24 protein-coding genes are annotated in these 25578 nt (G+C 63.8%); 21 read left to right on the top strand and 3 right to left on the bottom strand.

All coding sequences use genetic code 11. The annotated features are described in order from the left end of the window. Positions 1 to 2: 2 nt before the first annotated feature. Positions 3 to 983 carry a ribose-phosphate diphosphokinase gene (locus V7R84_RS06735; RefSeq protein WP_338573363.1) on the top strand — a complete coding sequence of 327 codons (981 nt, stop codon included), beginning with the start codon at positions 3 to 5 and terminating at the stop codon, positions 981 to 983. Next, complete coding sequence (locus tag V7R84_RS06730; RefSeq protein WP_338573361.1) at positions 980 to 1930, top strand: L-lactate dehydrogenase; 951 nt, start codon at positions 980 to 982, stop codon at positions 1928 to 1930. The genes V7R84_RS06735 and V7R84_RS06730 overlap by 4 nt, the downstream gene beginning before the upstream one ends. Before the next feature lie 65 nt (positions 1931 to 1995). On the opposite strand, the gene V7R84_RS06725 is transcribed toward V7R84_RS06730, so the two are convergent. After that, the gene (locus V7R84_RS06725; RefSeq protein WP_338573360.1) at positions 1996 to 2685 is read right to left on the bottom strand and encodes a Crp/Fnr family transcriptional regulator; all 690 of its coding nucleotides are present in this window, start codon (positions 2683 to 2685) and stop codon (positions 1996 to 1998) included. A 468-nt stretch (positions 2686 to 3153) separates the two neighbouring features. Here V7R84_RS06725 and V7R84_RS06720 point away from each other — a divergent pair, with 468 nt between their 5' ends. The 6 genes from V7R84_RS06720 to V7R84_RS06695 all read left to right on the top strand — a co-directional run bounded on the left by V7R84_RS06720 (position 3154) and on the right by V7R84_RS06695 (position 9291). Then, the gene (locus V7R84_RS06720) at positions 3154 to 3936 is read left to right on the top strand and encodes an ABC transporter ATP-binding protein (RefSeq protein ID WP_412728113.1); all 783 of its coding nucleotides are present in this window, start codon (positions 3154 to 3156) and stop codon (positions 3934 to 3936) included. A gap of 14 nt (positions 3937 to 3950) precedes the next feature. Next, entirely contained in the window at positions 3951 to 6353 is a 2403-nt protein-coding gene (locus V7R84_RS06715) for an ABC transporter permease (protein ID WP_338573358.1), read from the top strand. Positions 6354 to 6721: 368 nt separating this feature from the next. Beyond that, positions 6722 to 7105 carry a GntR family transcriptional regulator gene (locus V7R84_RS06710; RefSeq protein WP_338573356.1) on the top strand — a complete coding sequence of 128 codons (384 nt, stop codon included), beginning with the start codon at positions 6722 to 6724 and terminating at the stop codon, positions 7103 to 7105. Continuing rightward, positions 7102 to 7938, top strand: a complete 837-nt coding sequence (locus tag V7R84_RS06705; protein WP_338573355.1) for an ABC transporter ATP-binding protein — start codon at positions 7102 to 7104, stop codon at positions 7936 to 7938. The genes V7R84_RS06710 and V7R84_RS06705 overlap by 4 nt, the downstream gene beginning before the upstream one ends. Beyond that, on the top strand, positions 7931 to 8587 hold the full coding sequence (locus tag V7R84_RS06700; protein ID WP_338573354.1) for an ABC-2 transporter permease: 657 nt from the start codon (positions 7931 to 7933) through the stop codon (positions 8585 to 8587). Before V7R84_RS06705 ends, V7R84_RS06700 begins: the two co-directional genes overlap by 8 nt. Before the next feature lie 95 nt (positions 8588 to 8682). Next, complete coding sequence (locus V7R84_RS06695; RefSeq protein ID WP_338573352.1) at positions 8683 to 9291, top strand: ABC-2 transporter permease; 609 nt, start codon at positions 8683 to 8685, stop codon at positions 9289 to 9291. 5 nt (positions 9292 to 9296) lie between these two features. On the opposite strand, the gene V7R84_RS06690 is transcribed toward V7R84_RS06695, so the two are convergent. Then, the gene (locus tag V7R84_RS06690; RefSeq protein ID WP_338573350.1) at positions 9297 to 9944 is read right to left on the bottom strand and encodes a DNA-3-methyladenine glycosylase; all 648 of its coding nucleotides are present in this window, start codon (positions 9942 to 9944) and stop codon (positions 9297 to 9299) included. A gap of 99 nt (positions 9945 to 10043) precedes the next feature. Between V7R84_RS06690 and V7R84_RS06685 the strand changes: the two genes are divergently transcribed. Beyond that, entirely contained in the window at positions 10044 to 10688 is a 645-nt protein-coding gene (locus tag V7R84_RS06685; RefSeq protein ID WP_338573348.1) for a histidine phosphatase family protein, read from the top strand. 72 nt (positions 10689 to 10760) lie between these two features. Here V7R84_RS06685 and V7R84_RS06680 read toward each other — a convergent pair whose 3' ends face one another. Then, complete coding sequence (locus tag V7R84_RS06680; RefSeq protein ID WP_338573346.1) at positions 10761 to 12146, bottom strand: hypothetical protein; 1386 nt, start codon at positions 12144 to 12146, stop codon at positions 10761 to 10763. 324 nt (positions 12147 to 12470) lie between these two features. On the opposite strand from V7R84_RS06680, the gene V7R84_RS06675 reads away from it, so the two are divergent. The 12 genes from V7R84_RS06675 to V7R84_RS06620 all read left to right on the top strand — a co-directional run bounded on the left by V7R84_RS06675 (position 12471) and on the right by V7R84_RS06620 (position 25576). Next, positions 12471 to 12764: a hypothetical protein gene (locus tag V7R84_RS06675; protein WP_338573343.1), complete on the top strand. Its 294-nt coding sequence runs from the start codon at positions 12471 to 12473 to the stop codon at positions 12762 to 12764. After that, complete coding sequence (pth, locus tag V7R84_RS06670) at positions 12761 to 13339, top strand: aminoacyl-tRNA hydrolase (RefSeq protein WP_338573340.1); 579 nt, start codon at positions 12761 to 12763, stop codon at positions 13337 to 13339. Before V7R84_RS06675 ends, pth begins: the two co-directional genes overlap by 4 nt. A 100-nt stretch (positions 13340 to 13439) precedes the next feature. After that, positions 13440 to 16919, top strand: coding sequence for a transcription-repair coupling factor (gene mfd / locus V7R84_RS06665; RefSeq protein WP_338573338.1), 3480 nt, complete (start codon positions 13440 to 13442; stop codon positions 16917 to 16919). Between the two features lie 102 nt (positions 16920 to 17021). Next, positions 17022 to 18575, top strand: a complete 1554-nt coding sequence (locus V7R84_RS06660) for a hypothetical protein (RefSeq protein ID WP_338573335.1) — start codon at positions 17022 to 17024, stop codon at positions 18573 to 18575. Between the two features lie 133 nt (positions 18576 to 18708). Next, positions 18709 to 19188 carry a hypothetical protein gene (locus V7R84_RS06655; RefSeq protein WP_338573334.1) on the top strand — a complete coding sequence of 160 codons (480 nt, stop codon included), beginning with the start codon at positions 18709 to 18711 and terminating at the stop codon, positions 19186 to 19188. Continuing rightward, positions 19188 to 19820 carry a MazG family protein gene (locus V7R84_RS06650; RefSeq protein ID WP_338573332.1) on the top strand — a complete coding sequence of 211 codons (633 nt, stop codon included), beginning with the start codon at positions 19188 to 19190 and terminating at the stop codon, positions 19818 to 19820. The genes V7R84_RS06655 and V7R84_RS06650 overlap by 1 nt, the downstream gene beginning before the upstream one ends. 468 nt (positions 19821 to 20288) lie before the next feature. Next, positions 20289 to 21860 (top strand): TROVE domain-containing protein, encoded by a 1572-nt coding sequence (locus V7R84_RS06645; RefSeq protein ID WP_338573331.1) that lies wholly within the window; start codon positions 20289 to 20291, stop codon positions 21858 to 21860. Then, positions 21850 to 22137, top strand: a complete 288-nt coding sequence (locus V7R84_RS06640) for a hypothetical protein (RefSeq protein WP_338573329.1) — start codon at positions 21850 to 21852, stop codon at positions 22135 to 22137. The genes V7R84_RS06645 and V7R84_RS06640 overlap by 11 nt, the downstream gene beginning before the upstream one ends. 116 nt (positions 22138 to 22253) lie before the next feature. Further along, positions 22254 to 23531 (top strand): phosphopyruvate hydratase, encoded by a 1278-nt coding sequence (gene eno, locus V7R84_RS06635; RefSeq protein WP_338573327.1) that lies wholly within the window; start codon positions 22254 to 22256, stop codon positions 23529 to 23531. A 222-nt stretch (positions 23532 to 23753) separates the two neighbouring features. Beyond that, a complete protein-coding gene (locus tag V7R84_RS06630; RefSeq protein WP_338573325.1) occupies positions 23754 to 24134 on the top strand; it encodes a septum formation initiator family protein in 381 nt (126 codons plus the stop codon). 39 nt (positions 24135 to 24173) lie between these two features. Then, positions 24174 to 24671 (top strand): DUF501 domain-containing protein, encoded by a 498-nt coding sequence (locus tag V7R84_RS06625; protein WP_338573849.1) that lies wholly within the window; start codon positions 24174 to 24176, stop codon positions 24669 to 24671. Continuing rightward, entirely contained in the window at positions 24668 to 25576 is a 909-nt protein-coding gene (locus tag V7R84_RS06620) for an exopolyphosphatase (protein WP_338573324.1), read from the top strand. Before V7R84_RS06625 ends, V7R84_RS06620 begins: the two co-directional genes overlap by 4 nt. Positions 25577 to 25578: the final 2 nt, after the last annotated feature.

Genomic DNA, 25578 nt, shown 5'->3' with positions numbered 1-25578 from the left:
GCATGAGGAATGAGACCGCGAACAACAAACATCTGATGCTCTTCTCGGGTCGGGCCTTCCCGGAGCTGGCTGAGGAGATCGCGGCCACGCTCGAGACGAACCTGGTTCCCACCCGCGCCCTCGCCTATGCCAATTCAGAGATCTACGTCCGTTTCGAGGAATCGGTACGCGGCAGCGACGCCTTCGTGATCCAGTCCCACACCGCACCCGTGAACGAGTGGATCATGGAGCAGCTGATCATGGTGGATGCCCTGAAACGGGCTTCCGCGAAACGTATCACCGTGGTCGCGCCCTTCTACCCGTATGCGCGCCAGGACAAGAAACACCTCGGCAGGGAACCCATCTCGGCCCGGCTGGTGGCCGATCTCTACAAGGCGGCCGGTGCTGACAGGATCATGTCAGTGGATCTCCACGCATCCCAGATTCAAGGGTTTTTCGACGGCCCGGTCGATCATCTCTGGGGGCTGCCGGTGCTGAGCGATTACGTCCGAGAGCACTATGACACCTCCGAGATGTGCGTCGTTTCTCCCGACGCGGGACGGGTCAGACTGGCTGACATGTGGACCGATGAGCTTGGTTGCCCGCTCGCGATCATCCACAAGCGCCGCGACCATGAGAAGGCCAACACGGTTGCCGTGCACGAAGTGGTCGGTGATGTGCAGGGTAAGACCTGCATTCTTGTCGATGACATGATCGACACCGCGGGAACCATTACCCAGGCAGCGCTCGCGCTGCAGGAACGAGGAGCCAGCAAGGTTATCTGCGCCGCCACCCATGCTGTGTTCTCAGGGCCTGCTGTGGAGCGGCTGAACGCGTCAGGTATGGCAGAGATAATCGTGACGAACACGTTGCCGATCCGGACTGCCGAACCAATCGACAATCTGACGGTTTTGTCGATAGCCCCACTGATAGCGCGGGCCATCAATGCCGTTTTCCGCGACGGATCGGTGACATCTCTGTTTGGAGGGCAGGCATACAAATGAGCGTTCGTGGAGTCAACAAGCTGTCGATCATTGGTGCCGGGGCGGTGGGTTCCTCGCTGGCCTACGCCAGTTTGATCCGGGGGGTCGCCCGGCATGTCGTGCTGCACGACATCAACGCGGCGAAGGTTCGTGCTGAGGCCCTCGATCTGGCTCACGGCAGCCAGTTCATGCCGCAGGCGAAGGTTGAGGGATCCGAGGATCCCGAGATCACCCGGGGCTCCGACGTGGTCGTGATCACCGCTGGAGCGAAACAGAAACCAGGGGAAACCCGAATGGATCTGGCAGCCTCCACCGTGAACCTGATGAAGAAGGTGATTCCGCCGCTGGTGGAACGTTCCCCGGAAGCAATTTTCCTCATGGTGACCAATCCGGTGGACGTCACCACCTATGCTGCTTTGAAGATCAGTGGGCTTCCCCGTAACCAGTTGTTCGGCTCCGGCACGGTGCTGGATTCTTCCCGGCTGCGATATCTGGTTGCGGAAGCCTGTGAGGTCGCAGTGGTGAATGTGCACGCATACATCGCGGGTGAACACGGGGATTCTGAGATTCCATTGTGGAGCGCTGCCACAATTGGCGGTGTTCCCCTGCTCGATTGGGAACGGCAAACCGGAAAGCTGGACGAATCCACCCGTGATGCGATAGCGGATCGCGTGGTGAATGCTGCATATGAGGTGATCGAGGGTAAGGGAGCTACCAACTACGCCATCGGCCTTGCGGCCACCCGGATCATCGAATCGGTGCTGCGCGACGAACACCGGGTGCTACCGATTTCGAGCCTTGTGGAGGACTGGTACGGCATCAAGGACGTCTGTCTCTCCGTTCCTACTCTCGTCGATCGTCAAGGCGCTGGACGCTCCCTCAGACAACCACTGACCGATGGGGAGCTTGGCTGCATGCACGAATCAGCCGAAGCGATCCGGCACACACTGAAGTCATTGGGGTTCTGACGGCCCCGAACAAGAATCCATCCGTCTCCTCGTCGGCGCAACACCGACGAGGAGACGAAATCACGTCAGGCAGTGTGCTCCTGCGATGATGGTCGGGGAATATCTCCGCGCTGACGAAGCCGGGAGATAACACGGTTCAGGCCAACGGGGGTCAGACCGAGATACTGGGCCATTTCACGCTGCGACATGCGCGCTGCCAAGCGGGGATACTCCTGCAGGAAGGCGAGGTAGCGCTCCTCGGTGCTCATGGTCAAAAACTGGTACTCGCGATGCGTGTGATAGGCCACGAGACGCAGCAGTGCGACGACTACGAAGCGATACCATTCGGGGTGGCGTTTCCCCAGTGCAGAGAGGAGGCGAATCGGGGTTCCGAGGACGATGGAGTTTTCCTTCGCCACTCCGCGTTTGTGCGAGAGCGCGAGGGGGGAATCCAAGACCTGATGGTTCGTGGGGAGCTCGAGTAGTTCGCTGAGCTCGTGAGGATCCGTGCTGAGGAAGATGTCCCCTTTCTGTAGGTAACTGGCGACATGGGATTTCTCCTTGATGGTGACCATGGAGGTGATGGTTCCGCTCAGCACCAGCCACATCATGGGTTGGCTTCCGTTGGGCACTGGTTGTCCGGAATCGATCTCTATGATGACGCAGGATGCTGCGCACAGGTTCCACCCCGGCATGGGGCAACCGACGATCTTCTCGACGGTTCGCCTCGCGACGTGTTCCCAGCGGGTGCCTACGAGATGTGTGACGCTGGTCATGATCAGATCTTAACCCCGGTTAACTAGTGCCTTCTCCGATAGTTAACTGTATCTGGGGTCAAAACGCAAAACCTTGACGATTCAAAGATGATTGGTGGTCGCTGTCATATAGATGGGCTTGGACGGGTTTCCTCACAGGTCGGTTGAGGTTGACTGATCGTTCGCTGGCTCGCGCATTTTGATCTGAAAACGTCCTGTCTCAGCGGGTCGAGTGTTCGGGGAGAACAACGCAACCCTGCGTCCCGTGATTCTTCGAGGGAGCGTGTGGTGGTGCTCGTCATCCGAGGTCGGGTGATTGATTGTCGGGACGCATCGAAGATGCCCTCGATGATGTCAGGACGCCTCATCGCCGGCTCAGGGCAATACCCCGAAAGGGGCTCCGGGGGTGCGGCACTACGGTCTGGGAAAGCGACGGCAAACAATGTTCTCCAAGATGATGTTTCGTCCGCTGGGCGACGGTAGTTTGAGATCGCCAGTTCAAGATTCGAGGAAGGTACCGACGTGAGCATCGCTCCACCCACTCCGGCTTCCGCATGCGGCGCCCAGAACCTGACGAAGGTGTTCGGGGATGGCGGGCCCCGACCTGTCGTCGCCGTCAACAACGTGACTCTTGCCATTGAAGCCGGTTCATTCACGGCTATCATGGGGCCGTCCGGATCCGGAAAATCGACGTTGATGCACTGCATGGCCGGACTGGACCGTGCCACCAGCGGATCGGCCTGGGTGGGGCAGGAGGATCTCTCCAGGTTGTCTGAACGACAGGTCACCAAAATCCGGCGGGACAAGATCGGCTTCGTGTTTCAGTCCTTCAACTTGCTTCCCACCCTTACGGCGGAACAGAACATCCTTCTCCCGCTTGAGTTGGCGGGGCGCAAACCGAACCGCGAAATGCTTGGGGAGATCGCGGACTCCTTGGGACTCAGCGAACGCCTCACCCACCGCCCGAGCCAGCTCTCCGGTGGCCAGCAGCAGCGGGTCGCGATCGCTCGTGCGCTGGTCACCCAGCCGCAAGTGATATTCGCCGACGAACCGACGGGTGCCCTCGACTCCCGCACGGGTACGGCGCTCCTGCAATACCTGCAGCACTGTTCCCGCGTTCAGGGACAGACCATCATCATGGTTACCCACGACCCGAAGGCAGCAGGATACGCGGACCGGGCCCTGGTGCTCTCCGACGGGAGCATCGTCGATGACGTGGCCCGGCCCTCCGCCGAGATCATGCTCGCCAGCCTCGGGCGTCTGGGGGCGTGATGCTGCGAGACGCCATGAACGAAATCCGGCTACATCCGGGCCGGTTCGTCGCGACGCTACTCGCCATCGCGATCAGCGTCGGATTTATCTCGGCGATCATGATTGGAGTGCGGACCGAGGAGAACTCGATGACTCGTTCCGGGGTGATCGCGGTCTCGAAGTCTGATGTGGTGGTCGACGCTGTGGAGGAACCTGCTGATCCGGACGAGGTTCTCAAGGTCATCCAGGGAGCGGCTGGGGTGACGAAGGCGGAGGCCTCCCTCTCGGGTACCCTTCCCCTGAAGCACGAGGACTTCTCGATTTACAGCAATACCATGGTATTGCCGTCGTCCGAATTCCGCTGGGCCTCACTCGCCGAAGGTCAATGGCCGTCCGTGGAGCGGGAGATCGTCCTGGCGAAAAAGGGAGCGGAAAAGCTCCACGTGAAGGTGGGTGACGAGATCACAGCCGGCTTCACGGAGAATGAGCAGAGCGCCAGCTACCGGGTGGTCGGTCTCAGCGATGATGCCCCCTCGCTCTACACCGAGAATTCCTACATCACCACTTTTGGGGCGACCCGAAAGCCCAGCACGTGGATCGTCAAGTCCCAGGACCCCAAGGCAACTGTCGCATCGATCCAGCAGGCCCTCAACCCGCTCGGTGCCGACAAATTCAAGGTCAGCACCACGGACGACTACCGTGTTGATCAGATGAAGCAGCTCACAGGTGGGTTTGATGTTTTCCGCAACCTACTGCTGGGTTTCGCCGCGATCTCCGCGGTCGTGGGCATGATCATCATCGCCAACACCTTTACGATCCTCGTCACCCAGCGCCGCCGCCAGATCGGTCTGTTGCGGGCCGTCGGTGCGTCGACGGGGCAGGTCACAGGAAGGCTTTTCGCAGAGGCCGTTCTGCTGGGGCTCGTCGGGTCACTGCTCGGTGTGGGTATCGGAGCAGGTGTGGCCGCGGTGGCGGGCATATGGTCGGGTGCCATCTATTGGGGTTTGGTGTTCCCGTTCGGTGAATTGGGGATCGCCGTTCTCGTCGGCGTGCTGATAACCGTGTTGTCGATGGCCGGTCCATCGATCGCGGCCACCCGGGTCAGTCCCCTCGAAGCCCTGCAGGTGGTGCCTAGCGCCTCCCGCGTCAAACGGTTGGGTATCACCCGCGGGGTGTTCTGTTGTCTCTTCCTGCTCCTGGGAGGAGGTATGGTCTTCCAGGCCTTCGGGGATCCAGCCAGGGGATTGCTCTGGGCCATCGGCGGCGGCGGCTTCCTCTCCCTGGCGATCCTGCTGGCGGCGCCATTCTACGTGCCGGTGCTGCTGCGCCTGTTCGGGTGGCTCCTGGGATTCATGGGTTCCACGGTCAAGCTGGCCACTAGCAACTCCGTCAGGAACCCCCGTCGCGCCTCGGCCACGGCGGTGGCCCTGATGCTTGCGGTGGGACTCGTGGTCACGCTCCAGGTGGCCGTTTCCACCATGCGCACTTCGGCCCTTTCCGAGATCAACCAGCGCTATCCGGTGGATGTCAGTGTGCGGGATTACGACGGTCCTCTCAAATCCGGTGTGGTGGAGGAACTCCGCAAGAATGAGGGAGTCGCAAAGGTGGTGGAGATCTCCAGCAAACAGGTCGAACTTGGCCGCAGGAAGTTCTCCGTCCGCAACGTGAACGCCGCCCGCGCCGAGCTCGGTCTCCCAGAACGGATGAACGCTCCGGACGGGGTGATCCTGGTCAGCCCGGAAACCGCGACCAGTCTGCCTGAACGGGTGGACCTGCCGGGTGTAGGACAGGTGGAGGTGCGCTCCTCGAAGTCGGTTCCCTTCGATGCAGCGGTGGTGTCCGCGCCGACGTTCGAGAAACTGCCCGGGCAGAGCGAGATCCGGGAAGCCTGGGTCAAGGTGACTGATCGGACCTCCCCCACCGTCCTGAATCAGGTGATGAAGGTGGTTTCTCCCCTGAGCTCTGAGGCTGAAATCGGTGGCGGCGCTGCCATGGCGGGGATACTGGAGCAGATCGTGAACGTTCTCCTCACGGTGTTGACCGCGCTGCTCGGCGTCGCCGTGGTGATCGCTCTGGTGGGTGTCGGTAATACCCTGGGCCTGTCGGTGATCGAGAGGCAACGTGAATCGGCGTTGCTGAGGGCCCTTGGCATGCAGCGCAGATCGCTGCGGCTGATGCTGCTGGCCGAGGCGATGCTGCTGGCCGTGGTGGGCATCGTGATGGGTGTCGCGGCGGGTTCGTTCTTCGGCTGGCTGGGCGTGGTCACATCGCTCGGGATGATGGACGAAACCTCCCGGCCTGAGGCGGTGTTCTCCGTCGACATGCTCTACACAGGAGGTTTGATCCTGGTGTGCGTGGTTGCAGCGGCTCTCGCCTCGGTGCTTCCCGGCAGGCGCGCGGCGAACGCCACCCCGACGGAGGCCCTTGCAGCCGAGTAGCGTCCACGGGGCAGGAAGATCGAGTGGCTGATGCCGATCCCACGGGGTCGGTATCAGCCACTCGGCTGTTACGGGAACGGCTGGTGGGTTTCGTGAGGGTCGCGAAACCCACCGCGGCTCTTCCTGGCTGGTCCTGTGCTGTTCGGAGGCCGCCATGACGGTAGGCATGCAGGGCGCCTCCACTGTGAGCTCACGCGGAGCATGGCGTCGTCACGGAGTTGTCTTTCGTCTCGGTTCGCTCACGGTTCTTCACCGGGAACCTGCTCCGCCGGTGTCCGTGCCTACTGAAACGGCAGCTGATCTCTCACGCCACACTTGCATATACCGTAATTGCTGTATATGCTGCATATATACAGAAGGAGGGTGTGGTGGACGTCGTGCTGTCGAACACCGCGGGGGTCCCGATCTACGTCCAGATAGAGGATCAGATCAAAGCGGCAATCCTGCGAGGCGAGCTCTCTGAGGGGGAGGCGCTGCCTTCCATCCGGGCTCTCGCCCGCGACCTCAGGGTCTCCGTCATCACCACCACTCGCGCCTACGCGGAGCTGGTGGCCGATGGGCTCGTCGCCAACGTGCCCGGAAAGGGGTACTTCGTCCTGCCGCGCGATGCCGAACTCGTTCGCGAACAGGTGCTCCGCGAGGTAGAAACCCATTTCGCGGACGGCGTCGCTGCCGCGCGGCTGGCTGACATCGACGACGACGAGATCCGCACCATCCTTGAACTCGCTCTCAAAACCGGGGAGGACATATGAACGACGACAGCCCCCTCAAGCTTCAGGGAATCACCAAGAACTATAAGGAGTTCCAGCTCGGCCCCATTGACCTGGAGGTTCCGCGCGGCTACGTGATGGGTCTGGTTGGGGCCAATGGGGCAGGCAAGACCACCACCATCAAGATCGCCCTCGGTGCCGTGCTCCCCAGAGGCGGGGCGGCGCACCTGATCGACAAGAGCCGCGTCGGTGTGGTTCTCGACCGGCCATACTGGCCCTCCAGTTGGCAGGTCCGTGACATTTCCCGACTACTCGGTCCGTTCTACCCCGACTGGAACCAGCGGGTCTTCGAAGAGCTGTGTGAGTGGGCCGGGGTTTCGCAGAAGCTTAAGGCGAAGGAGCTTTCCCGCGGCATGGGTATGAAGATGCAGCTGGCCGTTGCGCTGGCGCACGGCGCCGAGCTGCTGGTGCTCGATGAACCAACCAGCGGGCTCGACCCCCTGGCCCGTGGCGAGCTGCTGGACAAGCTGTCCGAGTTCATGATCAGTGAGCGACACTCCGTCCTCTTCTCCACCCATATCACCACAGACCTGGACCGCATCGCCGACATGGTCACCATCCTTGACGCCGGCAGAGTGATCGCATCCGGTTCTCGCGACGACTTGCTCGAGACATGGGTGATGGTTCGTGGTGGTGTCGCCGACCTGACCGATGACCTGAATTCTCGGGTTCGTGGCCTCAGGCGGCACTCCGTCGGTTGGGAGGGGCTGCTTCCCGCCGCCGACCTGGGGTTGTGTGGCCCCGGTGTCGTGGCTGAAGCCCCGTCGATCGAGGAGCTGCTGGTGCATCTCGCGAAGGAGTGCAAAGATGCGTGAACTCAAGGCCATGGTGATGGTTGACCTGACTAGAGTTTTCAGATCATTGCTGGTGCCTGCAATGCTTGCGCTGATAATCTTCAGAATGTGGGCAGGGAAGCAGGAAGAGATCTTTTCCTACGGTTTTTACGTGCTGGTGCTGGCTATGGTCGTCTTCTATCTCGATATCGACCGGGACGGAGAGGTGAAGACGTCCCTGCTTCTCGATTCCCTACCTTTGCGTCGTCGAACGGTGATGATCTCGCACTATCTGGTAACATCGATTCTCCTGGTTTTCTTCGAAGTCCTTGCCTCCGTCATGCTGGTGGTTGGATCGGCTCTAGAGGTTGCCGTCGACGCAGGCTGGCCTGCTGTTGCTGCACGTGATACGGGAATCATGCTGATAGTTTTCTCCGTATTGATTCCTGTATACATAGGATTTGAAAAATCTTGGGCAAAAGTGTTTTTTCCGATGCTCATGATCTTTGTGCTTTCCGGACTGCTGGGATTTCGTGAAGGGATATTGTCGGCGCCCCAGGCTGCGTGGTCGCAGTCCTTCGGTACCTGGTTCTTGGGCGCGATGCCATGGTTGCTGCTGCTCGTCGGGCTGGCAGCCTGGGTTGCATCGCTGTTTGTGTCCATTCGCAACTACGAGCGGCAGGATCACTGATCAGATGAAAACGCAAGAAAAGTTTCGGTTGAATCGTCGTGGCATGATTGTGCGAAAGTGGTGATGGGGTGCGAGAACTGAGAAACCTTATGAGGGTGGATATTCGGCATGTTTTCAGAATCTTTCTCGTGATGTCCATAATGATGCCGATCTGGATTTTTTTCAATGGCTCAAAAGGAGTGACGATCTGGGTTTTTGGTCTTTCTATTGTCGTGCTTTTTGCGACGATAGGGGTTCTGCATGGTGGATTTTACTTGGACTCGTTGGAGGAGGACCGCCTTCTTTATGACGTCTTGCCGCTGCGACGTAGGGTCGTGATGATCTCGCACTACCTGATTTCAGTAGTTTGTGTCATTGTTGTTGAGTTTGTGGCGGTAGCGGTACTGTTTGCTGTGAAATTTATGGGGGTGAAAATTATTGATAACTGGTGGGTAACGGTCTTCATTTCTGCGGGGATCATATTTTCCATTTCCGCGATCATGGTTCCCGTGCTGCTTCGTTTCGGAGGTGGCATAGGAGCGACCGTGATGGTCGTTGGGCTTTCGGTCGTGCTGTTGGGTGGTGCCATTGTCGAGGCGCTGATGCCCCCGATGTCGGGTTGGGGACACGCGTGGTGGCCATGCCTTCTCGTGGTCTGCAGTCTGGTGTTCTATGCGGCATCCCTTCCGGTGTCCATTCGTTTCTACGAACGACAGGACCACTGACCTTGTCAGGAGCGACGTCTGGAGGTTCCGGGCCGGTAGGCGGAGACGCTGGGTTCGTCGGGCAGCCAGAAACGCCACGGGTGACGCTCGCCGTCGCCTCCCGGGCCCGACACTCCCACCCGGGGGCCCGTCAGCCACTCGCCAGGTGGAGTGTTGGGCAACCACCACGACCACTCCTGGCCCAGCAGATCGGCTCCGTCGGTCTCGCGCGACGACCCGAGCGCCTGCCCTAGATTCCCGGGACCACGGGCTAGGTGATGTTCGGGCAGGGGAGTCGTGCGAGGCCTTGCAGTGCGACGGCTCCTGGCCAGGCCCGCTCCCTCGATGACCTCGCCGGCACGCAGCAGGCACCCCGTCGGGACACCCTCCTCGTCGCACACCACGTTTAGGTTGTGGTGTATCCCATAGCTGACATAGCAGTACAGGTGCCCGGGCTCCCCGAACATGGTGGCGTTGCGGGCGGTGCGGCCCCGGAAGGCGTGCGACCCCGGGTCGGCGGACCCGGCATAGGCCTCCACCTCCGTGATGCGGACCGCGACGGTGCCGTCACTGGTGCGCCGAACCAAGGCGCAGCCGAGCAGCAGCGGCGCGAGGTCGAGAACGGGACGACGGAACCAGTCACGGGAGGCGCGTGCGAAACCGGGCAGGTCCATGGGGGCATTGTGCCCTTGCGCGTTTCATGACTGGCCGACCATTCCATCTGTCGGAGCGGATGCTGGCAGCACGCCCCCGCGGCCACTAGCCTTTTGCTCATGCTGCTGACTGGAAGTCGCGTTGTTCTCTGCAGGCACGGCGTCACCGATTTCACCGCTTCTGGTCGGTGGGACGGGCGAGGGGGAGCCGATCCGGCACTCAATGCCGAAGGACGCACCCAGGCCCGTGACCTTGCCGCCCGCGTCGGATCCTTCCTCGGTAACGCTCCGGAAGTGCGGGTGGTGTCGTCGTCCCTGCGGCGTGCCCGGGAAACCGCCGCTCCCGTGGCCGAGCTGTTCGGGACCGGGGTCACCCCCAGAAAGGACTGGGACGAGCTCGCTTTCGGGGACTGGGACGGCCTCACCGGCGACGAACTGCGCGGCGAGAACCCCGACGAACTCCTCCGATTCTGGAGCGACGAGACCTTTCGGGTGCCCGGCGGCGAATCCCACGTCGACCTTCACAGCCGAGTGCGTCCCGCATTCGAGAAACTCATGGGGCTCAGCGGCACCACGGTGGTGGTCAGCCATTGGGGGCCGATCATGAGCTGCATCTCGCTGGTGCTCGGGATCGACCTGCTCCCCGCGCGGCGCCTCAACCTCGCGCCGGCGTCCATGACCTCCTTCATGGTTACGAAGCAGGGCCCGCAGGTGGAGTTCATCAATGACCTCGGGGCGCGGGAGACCCCGCTGGAGAGCATCTGATCAGCGCGGATGCCCCGGGGTGCTTGGCCTGTGGAAGGCAACAGGGCTCGTCGGGATGACGCAGAAGCGGGCTCACGGCATGGGTCTCTCTTCGTGGCATTGTTCGGAGGCAACCCCCAGGCTACGGGCTTCAGCCAGGACGGAATCGACGAATTCGTCCGGGCCGCACACGAACACGTCGGAGTCGCCAAGATTCGGTGCCAGAGTTGAGAGATCGTGATCGGCGTATCCGATGCTCACCCAGCGGTCCTCGTGGCGTGGCCCGGTCATCAGGTGCAGGACAATGCCGCGATCATCACACAGCTCCTGGAACTCGTCGAGGAGTACCAGGTCGTCGGCCTCAGAGGCGCGAAGGATCACGACGGTGTCCGCCGGGTGCGCAGTGGTGGCCTCCAGCAGTGACCGGATTGGTGCGAGATCGGTTCCAGATCCGATCAGCACCAGACCGTTCCGGGTCCGGGATGCGTCGGTGAAGGCGCCATAGGGGCCGGCGAAGATGACCCTCGTGCCGGGCCGGGCGACCGCCAGCTCCGCCGTGTACTCATCGGTGACCCTGACGGTGATGCGCAGCCGGTTCCTCGTCGGTGCTGCGGACAGGAAGAACAGACGACTCTGGGACCACAGCTGAGGAGTGAGCAGGCGCCAGGTGAAGCACTGGCCGCCTCTGGTGCCCAGTTTGCGGAGGTCCCTGCCGGTGAATTCCATGTGGAGGATGTCGGGGGCCAGGTGCACGGTGCGTGCGAGCCGCACACGATGCCGGTGTGAACGGCGCAGGGGGCTCAGGAATCGATACCAGAGCAGGCAGGCACCGACGGAGGCCAGCAGGATGCCCCAGTAGATGTGTTGCGCCGTGCCGGGTAGGAAAACCGGGTTGAAACGGAACATGTGGGGGATTGCCAGGAGCATGGCTGCGTAGGAGAGGAAGGTGAAGAGGAATCGCGCCTCGCGGCGCAGCCCGCGGTGCATCACAAGCACCGATGCGATCGCCGCCAATACCAGCAAAGTCGCGGAGCCGAATGTCAGCTGCAGGCTTCCCGTCCACAGCAAGCCGATGGGGCCGGCAAAGTCGTCGCGATTGTTCCACCCGGTCCCGGTGAGGATCAAAGCGGCATGGGCCAATGCCCCGAGCGCGGTGACCTGCGCCAGCAGTCGGCGCCATCGGACGGCTCTGACCTGTCCGAGTACTCGGTCAATCACGGGAACCCGGGCGGTCAGCAGCAGCATGAACAGCAACGAGTTCATCGCGATCAGCCCGGACACGATCCCGAGGACGCCCAGCACACCGGGGAGCCCGGTGATCTGCTGTCCGGGGTCATCGATCAGGTGGAGGAAGACCGAGAAGATCGTGCCCGCCCAGGCCGCCGAGGCCAGCAGAGTGCGCCAGGGACGCAGGTGCCGCCCGCGTGGCTCGGTGGGGGCTCGCTGCGCGACGGCTGGCAATGCTCGGGTTGAGGCCATGGTGATACATCCTCGAGGCGAATCTGTGAAGAAGCTGTGGGAGGTCCTGAAGGAAGCTGTGGAGTCATTGAAAGCGGAATTTTTCTGCACCGCGAATGCGCCACGCGCGAGGTCGTTTCGTCCCGGCGAATAACCGGTCCTGGGTAGCCGTGCCCTCGAAGCTGGTCGTGTCGAAATCAGGGCGACTTTGTCTAGGGCTCGTGTTCTGACGTGCTGCCGAACCTGAGGTAGGCTATGCGCGCTGCCTGGCGAGGGACCTGACGTCCGTTATCGACTAGCAACCCCTGCAGGCGTGCAACCCGACCCACACCTCAGGAGGTAGACATGGCCCCCCACAAGCTGGAAGCTGAAACCCGCACCGAATTCGGCAAGGGCTCGGCCCGCAGGCTGCGTCGCGCAGAACGAGTTCCTGCCGTCATCTACGGGCCCGGAACCGACCCCATCCACATTTCCCTGCCCGGTCAGGAAACCTTTCTGCTGCTCCGCGAACCCGGGGTGACCTTCGAGATCAGCATCGACGGTGCTGATTCCATGGTTGTCGCGCCGAAGCAGGTGCAGCGCGACACGATCACCGGTTTCCTGGAACACGTCGACCTGATGCCGGTCAAGGGCAAGTGAGTCCTTCGGTTCATCTCGTGGCCGGGCTCGGGAACCCGGGCCCGGCCTATGCCCCGACCCGCCACAACGTCGGGTTTTGGGCAGTCGACGACCTGGCCTCCCGCCTCGGGGTGCGGTTCACCATTGCCTGCGGGCAACGGGCCGAGGTCGCCACAGGACAGCTCCCTGGTGAACACAGGCTGGTGCTGGTCAAACCCACCACGTACATGAACGACTCGGGGATCGCTGTCGCCGCCGTCGCCAGATTCCACAAGATCCCCCCGGCCGACGTGATCGTCATCCACGACGAACTCGACCTTGAACCGACTCGCCTGCGCCTCAAACTCGGCGGCGGCGACAACGGTCACAACGGGCTCAAATCCATCCGTGCCCACCTCGGCACCGGCGACTTCCATCGCGTGCGGGTGGGCATCGGTCGCCCCCCGGGACGCCAACCCGCCGCCGACTACGTGCTCTCCAGGATGCGCCTCGCAGACCTGGACGCCATGCGGCTCGACGCCGCGGTCGCGGCTGATGCGGTCGAGACCCTGGTGGCGGAGGGTCTCGTCGCGGCACAGAACCGCTTCAACACCTGAGAGGCCGGGACGCGAATCTCTGGGCGCCATGGTTGTGCGCAGCGACTCGGGGCATCGAAGGGGATCGGGATTTCGGGGGCATTCGTGACAAGATGACCCGGTGAGATTTCCCGGACTCCTTCCCGCTCTCGAGGCAGACCCGGCCGTCCGGGCCACCCTGCGCGACTCCCAAGTGGTGGGCGCCGAGGCGCGCGATATCACCTGCGCCACCTCCTTTTTCGCCACCGCGACGGCGATGCTCGCCTCCGAGTCCAGACGCACGATATTGCTGGTTACCTCCACCTTCCGGGAGGCCGAGGCCACCGCAGCCGAGATCTCCGGGCTGCTGGGGGAGGATGCCGTCGCCTACTACCCGGCTTGGGAAACCCTGCCCCACGAACGCCTCTCGCCCCGAGCCGACACCGTCGGCAGGCGCCTGGCGGTGCTGCGGCGGCTTGTTTCTGATGCGCCGCCGCGGGTGGTGGTCGCGCCCGTGCGGGCCCTGCTCCAACCGCAGGTCAAGGACCTGGCATCGATGCGCCCCGTCACCGTCGAGGCCGGCCGGGAACGCGACCTCACCGACCTGCTGACATCGCTGGTGGACGCCGCCTACAACCGTGTCGACCTGGTGGAGCGACGCGGCGAGTTCGCGGTGCGTGGCGGCATCGTCGACGTCTTTCCGCCCACCGCCGAACAACCCGTGCGTATCGACTTCTTCGGCGACGAGGTGACCGAGATTCGCCCCTTCTCGGTGGCTGACCAGCGCTCCACCGGCGAGCAACTGCAACGGGTCACGGCCGAACCCTGCCGAGAGTTGCTGCTCACCGATGCCGTCCGGCGCCGCGCCGCAGCCCTCCAGCTCGAGCACCCGCAGCTGTCCGACATGCTCTCCCGCCTGGCCGAGGGTCACGCCGTCGAGGGCATGGAGGCCCTCATCCCCGTCCTGGTGGACGGTCTCGAACTGCTGACCGACGTGCTGCCGCCGCGTTCCCTGGTGCTGGTGGCCGCCCCCGAGCTGGTGCGCGCCCGGGCCGTCGAACTGGTCGCCACCAGCGAGGAGTTCCTGAACGCCAGCTGGGCGGCCGCGGCCAGCGGCGGCACCTCACCCATCGACCTGGGGGCATCCTCCTACCGGGCTCTTGGTGAGGTCCGGGAACACACCATGGCGCTGGGGCACAAGTGGTGGAGCCTCAGTCCCTTCAGCGCGGAGGAGGCGCCTGATGCCAATCTCGCCGCAGACTCCGTGCACTCCCGTCGGCTCGGGATCACACCCACCGATGATTTCCGCGGCGACGTGGATGCCGCCGTCGCCCACGTCCAGGGCCGGCTCCGCGACGGCTGGCGGTTCCTGATCGGTGTCGAGGGCAAAGGCCTGGCCAATCGCATGACCGAGCTGCTGGCCGAACACGACATCACCGCGCGGGTTTCCGAACTCGACACCGAACCCGAGGCCGGGACCGCGCATGTGATCGTTGGGCCCTTCCGGCGCGGCTGGCGAGCAGGAACCGTGAAACTCGAGCTGTTGACCGCCGCCGAACTGTCGGGCCAGCAGAGCACGGAACGCGGCCAGCGGAAACTGCCGAGTCGCCGCCGCAACACCATTCAGCCCCTCGAGCTCAAGGCCGGCGACCCGATCGTCCACGAGGTGCACGGGGTTGGGCGGTTCGTGGAGCTGGTGCAGCGCACCGTCCAGGGTGCGGTCCGTGACTACCTCGTCATCGAGTACGCCGCCAGCAAACGCGGCCAGCCCGGCGACCGGCTGTTCGTGCCGATGGATCAGCTCGATCAGTTGACCCGTTACGTCGGCTCGGAGGCCCCCGCGCTGGACAAGATGGGTGGTGCCGACTGGGCGAAACGCAAATCCAGGGCGCGCAAGGCCGTCAAGGAAATCTCCTCCGAGCTCATCAAGCTCTACGCCGCCAGACAGGCCACTAAGGGCCACGCCTTCGGCCCCGACACACCCTGGCAGCGGGAACTGGAGGACGCCTTTAGTTTCGTCGAGACCCCCGACCAGCTCGCGGCGATCCAGGAGGTCAAGGCCGACATGGAGAAGGTGGTCCCCATGGATCGCCTGATCTGCGGTGACGTCGGGTTCGGCAAGACCGAGATCGCGGTCAGGGCCGCTTTCAAGGCCATCCAGGATGGCAAACAGGTGGCGGTGCTGGTGCCCACCACCCTGCTCGTCAGTCAGCACCACCAGACCTTCGCCTCCCGATTCGCGGGTTTCCCCGTCCACATGGCACAGCTGAGTCGGTTCCAGACCGACGCCGAATCGAAGAAGGTTCTCGAGGGTCTCGCCAGCGGTCGCGTCGACCTCGTGATCGGCACCCATCGGCTGCTGGCCAAGGAAGTCGCGTTCAAGGACCTCGGCCTGGTGATCATCGACGAGGAGCAGCGTTTCGGCGTCGAGCACAAGGAACGCCTCAAGGAGCTGCGGGTCAACGTCGACGTGTTGTCGATGTCGGCCACCCCTATCCCGCGCACCCTGGAGATCGCGATCACCGGCATCCGGGAAATGAGCGTGATCGCCACCCCGCCCGAGGAACGCCACCCCGTGCTCACCCTCGTCGGCCCCTACGACAAGGGACAGGTGCGGGCCGCGATCCGGCGTGAACTGGCCCGGGAAGGGCAGGTGTTCTTCGTCCACAACCGCGTCGAGAGCATCGACAAGGTGGCCGCCGAGCTGCGCGACCTGGTGCCGGAGGCCCGCGTGGCCACCGCCCACGGCCAGATGGGGGAATCGAAACTGGAGCAGGTGATGCTCGATTTCTGGGAGCGCCGCGCCGACGTGCTAGTGTGCACCACCATCGTCGAGGCGGGCCTCAACATCCAGACCGCCAACACCCTCATCATCGACCGCGCCGACGTGCTCGGGCTCTCGCAGCTGCACCAGCTCAGGGGCCGGGTGGGGCGCTCCTCGGAACGCGGCTACGCCTACTTCCTGTACCCGGCGGACAAAACCCTCACCCAGACCGCCCACGAACGCCTCACGACGATGGCCTCCCACACCGACCTGGGCGCGGGCATGTCCATTGCCATGCGCGATCTGGAGCTGCGCGGTGCCGGTAACCTTCTTGGCGGGGAACAGTCCGGGCACATCGCTGACGTCGGTTTTGACATGTACCTGCGGCTGGTGGGGGAGGCTGTGGCACAGTATCGCGGCGAGGATACCGCCCCGGAACCGGCGCTGCGGATCGAACTGCCCGTCGATGCCCACTTGCCCGACGAGTACGTTCCCTCCGAGCGGTTGAGGCTGGAGATGTACAAGCAGATCGCGGAGATCCGGTCGGCCGATGACGTCGATGCGGTGCGTTCCGAACTGGCCGATCGTTATGGTGAACCGCCGCTGCCGGTCGAACAACTCCTTGCGGTCGCGGTGTTGCGCAACCGCGCCCGGGAACTCGGCGTGGTCGACATTGTCGCGCAGGGCAGGAACATCCGGATCGAACCGGTGAACCTTCCCGAGTCGCGCAAGGTGCGGTTGCAACGCCTCTACCCGGGGGCGGTGTACAAGCAGGCGACATCGCAGTTGCTGGTGCCCAAACCCGACGGCGATGCGGTCGCCTGGGCGATGTCACTGCTGGACACGGTGATCGGCTGATCATCTACTGACCCCCGTGCAGGTGCCACAGAGCGGGCCGTTAGTCTTCGTTTGACAAATAAATCTTCCGGTTGTCCCAGGGCGCCTGTGGACGGAGGAATAGTGAAGAAAGTCAAGCGGGCAGGGCGGCTCGGTGTGGTTGCGATCGCCTTGGCGATCGGTCTGATCGGCTGCAGTGCGACAACACCCAAGGCCAATGGCGCGGACATCGCCAATGCCAAGGAGTTCCTGGAGAGCGCGGAGGCCACGTTCAAGGCGGACGTCGCACAGCTGGGCTCCGACGTTGTCACCGTTGCGGAGGAGGCCAAGTGTTTCTTCGAGGAAGGCAGCGGCACCGGTGAGGTCACGGGGATGATCTACTGCGGCCCCGTGAAACGGTACGGAGAGACGGGATCCTGGACGGGCATGTCGTTCCAGGCCTCCAATACGTCCAAGGGTGTCGTGCTCTCGGAGGCGACCAAGAAGGAACAGGCAGATCCCAAGGGCAAACTGTTCCGCCCCGATAATGCTTCACCCGGTGATCCGGAGAAGTTGGCGGCGCCCCTCGGACCTCGGACCGATCAGAAAGAGTTCGCGGTTCTGATTCCCTTCGATTCCGTTGCCTCGCTCAAGCTCACAGATCTGGGAACACCTGCCGTGTTGAAGGAGCCTGCCGGGACCTTCACGGTCACCGCGAAAGCGGAGTTGGAGGGCATCCCGGGTGAGGCACTGCGGGTCCTCAATGATTACAAGGTTCCTGCTGGAGGGCTTGGTATGCGCAGGCCTGCCGAGGGACAGAACCTCGGCGCCTGGAAGGTGGATCTCGCCAATCCGGAAGACATTGCTCCGGAGTACAAGTCCGCTGTTTTCGATTCGGACGTGCAAAAACCCCGAGACGCCACAGCGGCCTTGAGCGTGGAGATCGGTCAGACCCAGCTCAACTTGCGGGGCGCAGATGCGCTCGCAGAACGGGGAACAGGATCGAGCTCAGATGACAAGGCCTCGGGTCTCAGCTGCTCGCACGTCAAGTGCGGTGAAGTCAAAGCAGGTCAGTACCTGCTGGTGGTTTCCACAGCTTCCCTCGACGGTGCGCAGTTGGTGGCGACCACCGACGGGCAGACCGAAAAAGTGTCGCTGGAAGGCGGAGCAACCCAGACCGACCACTCCCAGGTTCTGTACCAAGGGGGCAAAACGAAGGTGGAGGTCTCCACGAACTGGGGTCCCAAGACATTCGAAGCGGTGTCCGCAGCAGAAAGGGCGGAAGCCACTTTCCCCGATCCCATCAAGATTGACTACGACGGGCGCGTGACCGCCGCCTACCGGACTCCCTTCGAGGCCACGCTCGGTTGGGCCCCTGCCGGTCAAGCCTGGCTCGTGCTTTCGTTGGAAAACCAGAAATTCGAATCAGCGAATGCGGTCCTAGGAACTGCTCACCTGAACTGGACCGCCAGCTGGACCGTGACGACTGGCGGTTCCGCCCTTGAGGTCGTTGACACCGGATACACCGACCGCGTGGTGCTCAAGATTCCGCAGGATGCTTCGGACTTCCAGGTCGCCTACCAGCCGAAGGGCACCATCGGGTACCACGACCAGATCAAGAAAGATCTGTCGGTTGCCGAAAAGCAGAAGGAAGTGGCCGCTCCTGAGACGGAAACGGTCGACATTACGTTCTCCTGAGGCTGCCCTCCCGAGACTCCGACCGCCCCGACGGGTACATCCGTCGGGGCGGTTCCGTGTCGGTGGCGCACCGGGTTCAGCCCGCTGGTCGTGGGTATGCTTCGGAGCAAAGCCGTCTCCAGGAGGATCGTCCATGAAACTCGCCGCCCGCATCGCCGTTCCGCTCGTTGCGGTCGCCGCCCTCACCGGCTGCGCGCACAGCCCGTCAACCGCAGCGATCGTGGGCGACAAGGTTATTTCGGAGACCGAGCTCACCGAGATCGTGGACTCCTGCAAGGCGGCAGGACTCAAACCCAATCGGTCGAAGGTCGTTTCCCTCATGGTCTTCGGGGAGATTTTCGAAGGCGCCGCCCAGCGTCTCGGAAAATCCCTCGATGATGCTGCGCTCCAATCGATGAAGCGCGACTCCCAGCTCGCTCCGCTGGTGGGAACCCCGTGCGAGAAGCCCTTCAAGAACGGTTTCAGGATGGAACTCGGCAAAAAGACCTTAGACCTGGGCAGCGTGAGAGCAGCCCTCCCGTCCGTGGAGATCAACCCCCGCTACGGGGCATGGGATCCGGAGCAGGGCTTCGACCCCATGGGGGGATCCATCTCGGTCAAGGCGGAGAGCTGATGTCCGGGGCCGGCGAGCAGCTGATCCGCCTCAACGAGGTGATGGCGCGGCTGCGCGTCGAATGCCCCTGGGACCGAGAACAGACCCATGTGTCGCTGCTGACACATCTCATCGAGGAGACCTGTGAGGTGGTCGACGCGGTGGAGGAGGGTACCGACGCCGACCTGTGTGAGGAACTCGGCGACCTGCTGCTCCAGGTGTATTTCCACGCCCGGATAGCTCAGGACGAGGGGCGGTTTACCATCGACGACGTCGCCCGGGGTATCGCGGACAAACTGATCCGTCGCCACCCCCACGTCTTCGGTGATGGCGAGGTGCCCGAGGATCTGCGTGGGGTCTGGGAGCGCCGCAAACGTCAGGAGAAGGGACGCACCTCGTCGCTGGACGGGATCGCCCAGGCCATGAGCTCCCTGGCGCGCACTCAGAAGGTGATCGCGCGGGCCAGGTCGCACGAGGTGCCGATCGAGTTTCCCGACGAACCCGTGACCGCCGATGAGGTGGGGGAACGGATCCAGGTCCTTGTTGCCCGTGCCCAGGCGAGCGGGGTCGACGCTGACGCGGCGGTCAGGGCCGCGCTGCGGTGCCTGGAGGAACGCATCCGTCAGGCCGAGGGGGTTGCGGGAGGGGAGTGATTCCAGGGAATGCTGGATCCCGAGTTGCGCCCCTGGCACAGGGTGTGTACTGTGTTACACAGTTGACGGGCTGAAGAGCCCGTGGGAACAAAACTTCACAGCGCGAGGACCGCCCGGGCCGACGATGTTCGGTTATCAAATTGGTAATGCGGACCTGCTCGGTCTGCTCGGGGTTCAAATCCCCTCGGCCCGCCTTCCGCGGATCGGCGTTCGGTCGTCTCCGAACGATGATGCACCCGGATGTCACCACACGCCCGGGCGGCCCTCGCGTATCGACGTCCCAGACCGGGCGGGCCGAAGAGCATCGGTTATCACTATTAATGAGGAGTCGCGGGTTCGAATCCCGCCCCCTTCGGGGGTAGCTCAGCGGCCCAGAGCGCCGGGCGCAAGCCCAGCCGGTGGTCACCCCACGCCCGCCCGGTCCCAGGAATCCATGGTCACCACGACAACCAGAAAGGAGGCGAGGTCATGGACCCCCTTCGCACCATCAGCACCCGAGTCACCCCGCAGAGTGAACCGGCCGACGCACGTCAGGTCCCCAACTCGGCGGGCGGGTACACCTTCCAGCTCGACGATCGGGCGCGCCTGCGTCGCTTCCTGACCCTGGGGGTCGACGGTGGCACCTACTACGCCGCTCCGCGTGAGCTCGCGCTCGACAATGCGAAGATCCTCACTCGGATGGCCTCCAGCGACCCGGCGGGCCTCGTCGAGACCATCGTCGAGGTCTCCGAGGGAGGCGTCGCGCCCAAGCAGGGACCGGCCCTGTTCGCCCTGGCCTACGCGGCCTCCGTGGCGGAGTCGGCGCCCCTGGCCCTGGCGGCCCTGCCGCGCGTCGCCCGCACGGGAACGCACCTGTTCACCTTCGCGAGGTACGTCGGGCAGTTCCGTGGCTGGGGTCGCGGGCTCCGGCGAGCTGTCGGGTCCTGGTACCTCGACAGGGGCGCCGAGGCCCTGGCCCACCAGGCGGTCAAATACCGGCAACGTGAGGGCTGGAGCCACCGCGACCTGCTGCGGCTGTCCCACCCCGCCACGGTGGTGCCGGAGCTGCGTTCCACCTTCGAGTGGATCGTGCGCTCCGGTGTCGACGAGCACACCCCGCAGCTCATCCACGGTTTCACGGCCGCCCAGGCGACCCGTGACGTCGCGAGGTGGGTGGAGCTGATCCGTCAGCACCGTCTCACCTGGGAGATGCTCCCCGACGAGGCCGTGACCAAGGCTGAGGTGTGGGAGGCGCTTCTGGATGTCGGTATCCCGCAGACCGCGTTGCTGAGGCAGCTGCCGCGGCTCACCCGCCTCGGTTTGCTGCCGGGGCTCGGGGGACGCACCGACGAGGTGTGCGCGCAGCTCACCGATCCGGAGCGGCTTCGTCGGGCACGGGTGCACCCCGTCGCCGTGCTGGCGGCGGCCCGCACCTACGCGGCTGGTCGTTCCTTCCGGGGCGGTTCGACGTGGGAGCCCACCGCCAAGGTGACCGATGCCCTCGATGCGGCCTTCCACGCAGCTTTCGGCGCGGTCACGCCGGCGGGGAAACGGACTCTCGTGGGGCTCGACGTCTCCGGGTCGATGGCCTGGGGAGGTCTCGCGGGCACCCCGCTCACCCCGAGGGAGGCCTCGGCGGCTCTCTGCCTCGTGCAGCTGGCCACCGAACCGCAGACCTCGGTGATGGCCTTCCAGGACCGTTTCATGCCGCTGGACATTTCGCCCAGGCAGCGTCTCGACGACGTGCTGCGTCGCATCGACGGCCTGCCCTTCGGAGCCACGGACTGTGCACAGCCGATGCTCCACGCGCTCAAGCGGAAGCTGGAGGTGGACACCTTCATCATCTACACCGACAACGAGACCTGGCACGGGAAGATCCACCCGCACCAGGCCCTGGCCCAGTACCGGGACACGATGGGTATCGATGCGAAGCTCATCGTGGTGGGCATGGCCGCGAACGAGTTCAGCATCGCCGACCCGGGTGATCCCGGCATGTTGGATGTCGCAGGTTTCGACCTGAGCGTTCCGAACCTGATCTCGGAGTTCTCGCGTGGGCTCTGATGATCCCCTCAGTGGCGTCGTCCCGGCACCAACCAGTGCCCGGGCCGGCGCCACGCAGCGTTCGCGGGGGGTGTCCGACCTCACGGCGGCTCGCGCCCGGGAGCTCCACGAGCAGGCGGCTGAGGCGGAACGCCACGCCTCACGGTTGAGGGCCGAGCGGGACCGTTTGATCCGTCAGCTGCGTGACGAAGATTCCGAACGATGGTCCTACGGTGCCCTGGCGAAGGCCATCGGGTGCAGTCGCGAACTCGTGGCCCAGGTCTCCAAACGCCGGTGACCGGGTTTCCCAACGTCCGTGTATGGCGATTTGGGAGGTGACCCCTGTGCAGGCGTTGGATAAGCTGGGCCGGGAAGGACACCCTATGGTCTTCATTTCAAGGAAGGGCAAGCCCCATGGCAATCATTGAGTTCATTGACGCCCGCGAGGTCCTCGACTCCCGCGGCAATCCCACCGTTGAGGTCGAGGTGATCCTCGACTCCGGAGCGGCAGGTCGCGCCATCGTCCCCTCCGGTGCCTCCACGGGTGCCTTCGAGGCCGTCGAACTGCGTGACGGCGGCGAACGCTACGTTGGCAAGGGCGTCCTGACCGCCGTCAAGAACGTGCTCGATGTCATCAGCGAGGAAGTCCTCGGTTTCGAGGCCAACGAGCAGCGCGCTGTTGACCTCGCCATGATCGAGCTCGACGGGACCCCGAACAAGGCCAAGCTCGGTGCCAACGCCATCCTCGGTGTGTCCCTGGCCATCGCCCACGCCGCAGCGGAGGAGGCGGAGCTCCCTCTCTACCAGTACGTCGGTGGCCCCAACGCACACATCCTGCCCGTTCCCATGATGAACATCCTGAACGGTGGTTCGCACGCCGACTCCAACGTGGACATCCAGGAGTTCATGATCGCTCCCATCGGCGCCGAGTCGTTCACTGAGGCCGTCGAGATGGGGGCTGGTGTCTACCACGCCCTCAAGAAGGTGCTGAAGGATCGCGGTCTGTCCACCGGCCTGGGCGACGAGGGTGGTTTCGCGCCGAACCTCGACTCCAACCGCGAGGCTCTTGAATTGATCGTCGAGGCCATCAAGAAGGCCGGTTACGAACCCGGCAAGCAGGTCGCACTGGCTCTCGACGTCGCCGCCTCCGAGTTCTACGAGAACGGGGTCTACAAGTTCGAGGGTGCCAACAAGACCTCCGAGGAAATGATCGACTACTACGCCGAACTGGTGGAGGCCTACCCGCTGGTCTCCATCGAGGACCCGCTGAACGAGGAGGACTGGGACGGCTGGAAGGCCATGACCGAGCGCCTCGGCGACAAGGTCCAGCTCGTTGGCGATGATCTGTTCGTCACCAACGTCGAAAGGCTTGGCCGTGGCATCGACTCGGGTGTCGCCAACGCCCTGCTAGTCAAGGTCAACCAGATCGGTTCACTGTCCGAGACCATCGATGCCGTCGAGCTGGCCCATCGTGCCGGATATCGCACCATGATGTCGCACCGCTCCGGCGAGACTGAGGACGTCACCATCGCTGATCTGGCAGTCGCTCTTGGCTGCGGTCAGATCAAGTCCGGCGCCCCGGCCCGCACCGACCGTGTCGCCAAGTACAACCAGCTGATGCGCATCGAGCAGAACCTGGACGACGCAGCCGTCTACGCCGGACGTTCTGCGTTCCCGCGTTTCAAGGGCTGATGCCTCCCACGCATCGGTAACACTGGTCGTATGCCCAGTAATCCCAGGAACAAATCCGTACACAGTGGTCCGGGACGTGGTTCACCGCGGTCCCGGACCGCTGCTCGTCCAGGTGAGCGGATTTCCAGTGCACGGTCCCGCACGCGCCCCCTGGAGGCGGAGGCTGTAGCTCAGGCCACGGAGGAACGCCCCCGGCCATCCTCCTCCGAACGTGCGCTCGGGATGACGTGGCGGTTGCTGATCTTGGGGGTGGTGATGGCCGCCCTGGTGGTCACCCTCGCGCAGAGCCTGCGTGTCTACTTCGCCCAGGCGAGGGAGCTGGCGATACTGCAGCAGCAGATTGCCCAGAGCAAGCAGGAGATCGCGACCCTGGACGACCAGCTGACGCGCTGGAAGGACCCTGCTTTCGTGAAGGCGGAGGCCAGGACCCGGCTCGGCTGGGTCGTTCCGGGGGAGACCGGGTATCGGGTGATCGGAGCCGATGGCAAACCCATCGGTGGTGACTCCACCGTCTTGGCCCCCACCAAACCCAGCACCGGCATGTGGTGGCAGCAGATGTGGGGAACCGTCGGAGTGGCCGATGCGCCCGCGGAGGAGAAGTAAGGAATCGTGAACACCAACACCGGGCGCACCCCGGAACCTGTGGGGGAGGCCCCGAATTCCGCTGATCTCGAGGTGATAGAAACCCAGTTGGGACGGACTCCACGGGGGGTGGTCGCGGTGGCGTGGCGTTGTCCCTGCGGGCGGCCCGGGGTCATCACAACCCTTCCCAGACTCGACAACGGCACCCCTTTCCCGACCGTCTACTACCTCACCAATCCGCGCTATGTCGCTGCCTGTTCGTCGTTGGAGGCCTCCGGGTTGATGGCGGAGATGACCCGGCGGCTCGGTGAGGACGAGGACCTCGCCGCACGATACCGGGCGGCCCACGAGGCCTACCTTGCCGATCGCACCGCCCTCGGCGTCGTGCCGGAGATTGAGGGCATCTCGGCGGGCGGCATGCCAACCAGGGTGAAATGCCTCCATGTGCTCGTGGGGCACGCCTTGGCAGCGGGGACGGGGGTGAATCCCCTCGGCGACGAGGCCCTGGCCCTGGTTCGTGAACGGGTGGGCGAGAATTGCTGCGAGGAACCGGCATGACGGTGGCCGCCATCGACTGTGGCACCAATTCCATCCGTCTGCTCGTGCTCTCAGGAAGCCACGCTGCCCCTGTCGAACTGGCGCGTGAAGTGCGGCTGGCGCGTCTCGGACAGGGGGTCGATGCCACCGGAGAATTCCATCCCGACGCACTGGCCCGGACCTTCGCGGTGTGTGAAGAGTTCGCCCGGATCGTTCGTGACCATGGGGCGGAGAAGGTGCGTTTCGTCGCGACCTCCGCCGCCCGCGACGTCTCCAATCGGCGGCTGCTGGTCGATGGGGTGCGTGAACGCCTGGGCGTGGGGGTGGATGTGATCCCTGGCCAGGAGGAGGCACGGTTGTCCAGTGCGGGTGCGCTCTGTGCCCTGGACGTGGCCTCACCGACCCTGGTCATCGATATCGGCGGCGGTTCCACGGAACTGGTGCTCGCGGACGGAGCTGGAACGATCCTGCATTCGATTTCCCTCAATGTCGGTGCGGTGCGGCTGAGGGAGCGTTTCCTGCGTACCGATCCGCCGACTTCGGAGGAGCAGAAGGCAGCCCGGGATTTCGTCGGTGAGCTGTTGGACGGTTCCGGAATCGACTTCGCGGCAGCTGCAGGTGCGGTCGGAGTGGCGGGAACCGTCACCAGCATCGGTGCCCGGGTGCTCGGACTGGAGAGCTACTCCCGTGAGGCGGTACATGGCCTGGTACTGGAACGCGGTGATGTCGAGGCGGTGACGAGGCACTGGCTTACCACCCCGGTGGAGCTCATAGAGCAGGAACCCTGCATGCAGCCGCTGCGCGCCGGGGTGATCGGGGCCGGGGCGTTGATTCTCGACGAGACGATTTCGCGGATTCCGGAGGAAAAAATTCGTATCAGCGAAACAGACATCCTCGACGCAATAGCCTTGGAGTTGCTGGCCTGATC

It is taken from the genome of Arachnia propionica (assembly GCF_037055325.1).
In the GTDB taxonomy this organism is placed as follows: domain Bacteria; phylum Actinomycetota; class Actinomycetes; order Propionibacteriales; family Propionibacteriaceae; genus Arachnia.
The sequence above is the reverse complement of the archived record's forward strand: the minus strand, read 5'-3'. Positions and strand labels throughout refer to the sequence as shown.

Coding starts and splice junctions, on each gene's coding strand:
- V7R84_RS06735 (WP_338573363.1), top strand. CDS start 3: ATGAGGAATGAGACCGCGAACAACAAACATCTGATGCTCTTCTCGGGT.
- V7R84_RS06730 (WP_338573361.1), top strand. CDS start 980: ATGAGCGTTCGTGGAGTCAACAAGCTGTCGATCATTGGTGCCGGGGCG.
- V7R84_RS06725 (WP_338573360.1), bottom strand. CDS start 2,685: ATGACCAGCGTCACACATCTCGTAGGCACCCGCTGGGAACACGTCGCG.
- V7R84_RS06715 (WP_338573358.1), top strand. CDS start 3,951: ATGAACGAAATCCGGCTACATCCGGGCCGGTTCGTCGCGACGCTACTC.
- V7R84_RS06705 (WP_338573355.1), top strand. CDS start 7,102: ATGAACGACGACAGCCCCCTCAAGCTTCAGGGAATCACCAAGAACTAT.
- V7R84_RS06700 (WP_338573354.1), top strand. CDS start 7,931: ATGCGTGAACTCAAGGCCATGGTGATGGTTGACCTGACTAGAGTTTTC.
- V7R84_RS06690 (WP_338573350.1), bottom strand. CDS start 9,944: ATGGACCTGCCCGGTTTCGCACGCGCCTCCCGTGACTGGTTCCGTCGT.
- V7R84_RS06685 (WP_338573348.1), top strand. CDS start 10,044: ATGCTGCTGACTGGAAGTCGCGTTGTTCTCTGCAGGCACGGCGTCACC.
- V7R84_RS06680 (WP_338573346.1), bottom strand. CDS start 12,146: ATGGCCTCAACCCGAGCATTGCCAGCCGTCGCGCAGCGAGCCCCCACC.
- V7R84_RS06675 (WP_338573343.1), top strand. CDS start 12,471: ATGGCCCCCCACAAGCTGGAAGCTGAAACCCGCACCGAATTCGGCAAG.
- V7R84_RS06655 (WP_338573334.1), top strand. CDS start 18,709: ATGAAACTCGCCGCCCGCATCGCCGTTCCGCTCGTTGCGGTCGCCGCC.
- V7R84_RS06650 (WP_338573332.1), top strand. CDS start 19,188: ATGTCCGGGGCCGGCGAGCAGCTGATCCGCCTCAACGAGGTGATGGCG.
- V7R84_RS06645 (WP_338573331.1), top strand. CDS start 20,289: ATGGACCCCCTTCGCACCATCAGCACCCGAGTCACCCCGCAGAGTGAA.
- eno (WP_338573327.1), top strand. CDS start 22,254: ATGGCAATCATTGAGTTCATTGACGCCCGCGAGGTCCTCGACTCCCGC.
- V7R84_RS06630 (WP_338573325.1), top strand. CDS start 23,754: ATGACGTGGCGGTTGCTGATCTTGGGGGTGGTGATGGCCGCCCTGGTG.
- V7R84_RS06620 (WP_338573324.1), top strand. CDS start 24,668: ATGACGGTGGCCGCCATCGACTGTGGCACCAATTCCATCCGTCTGCTC.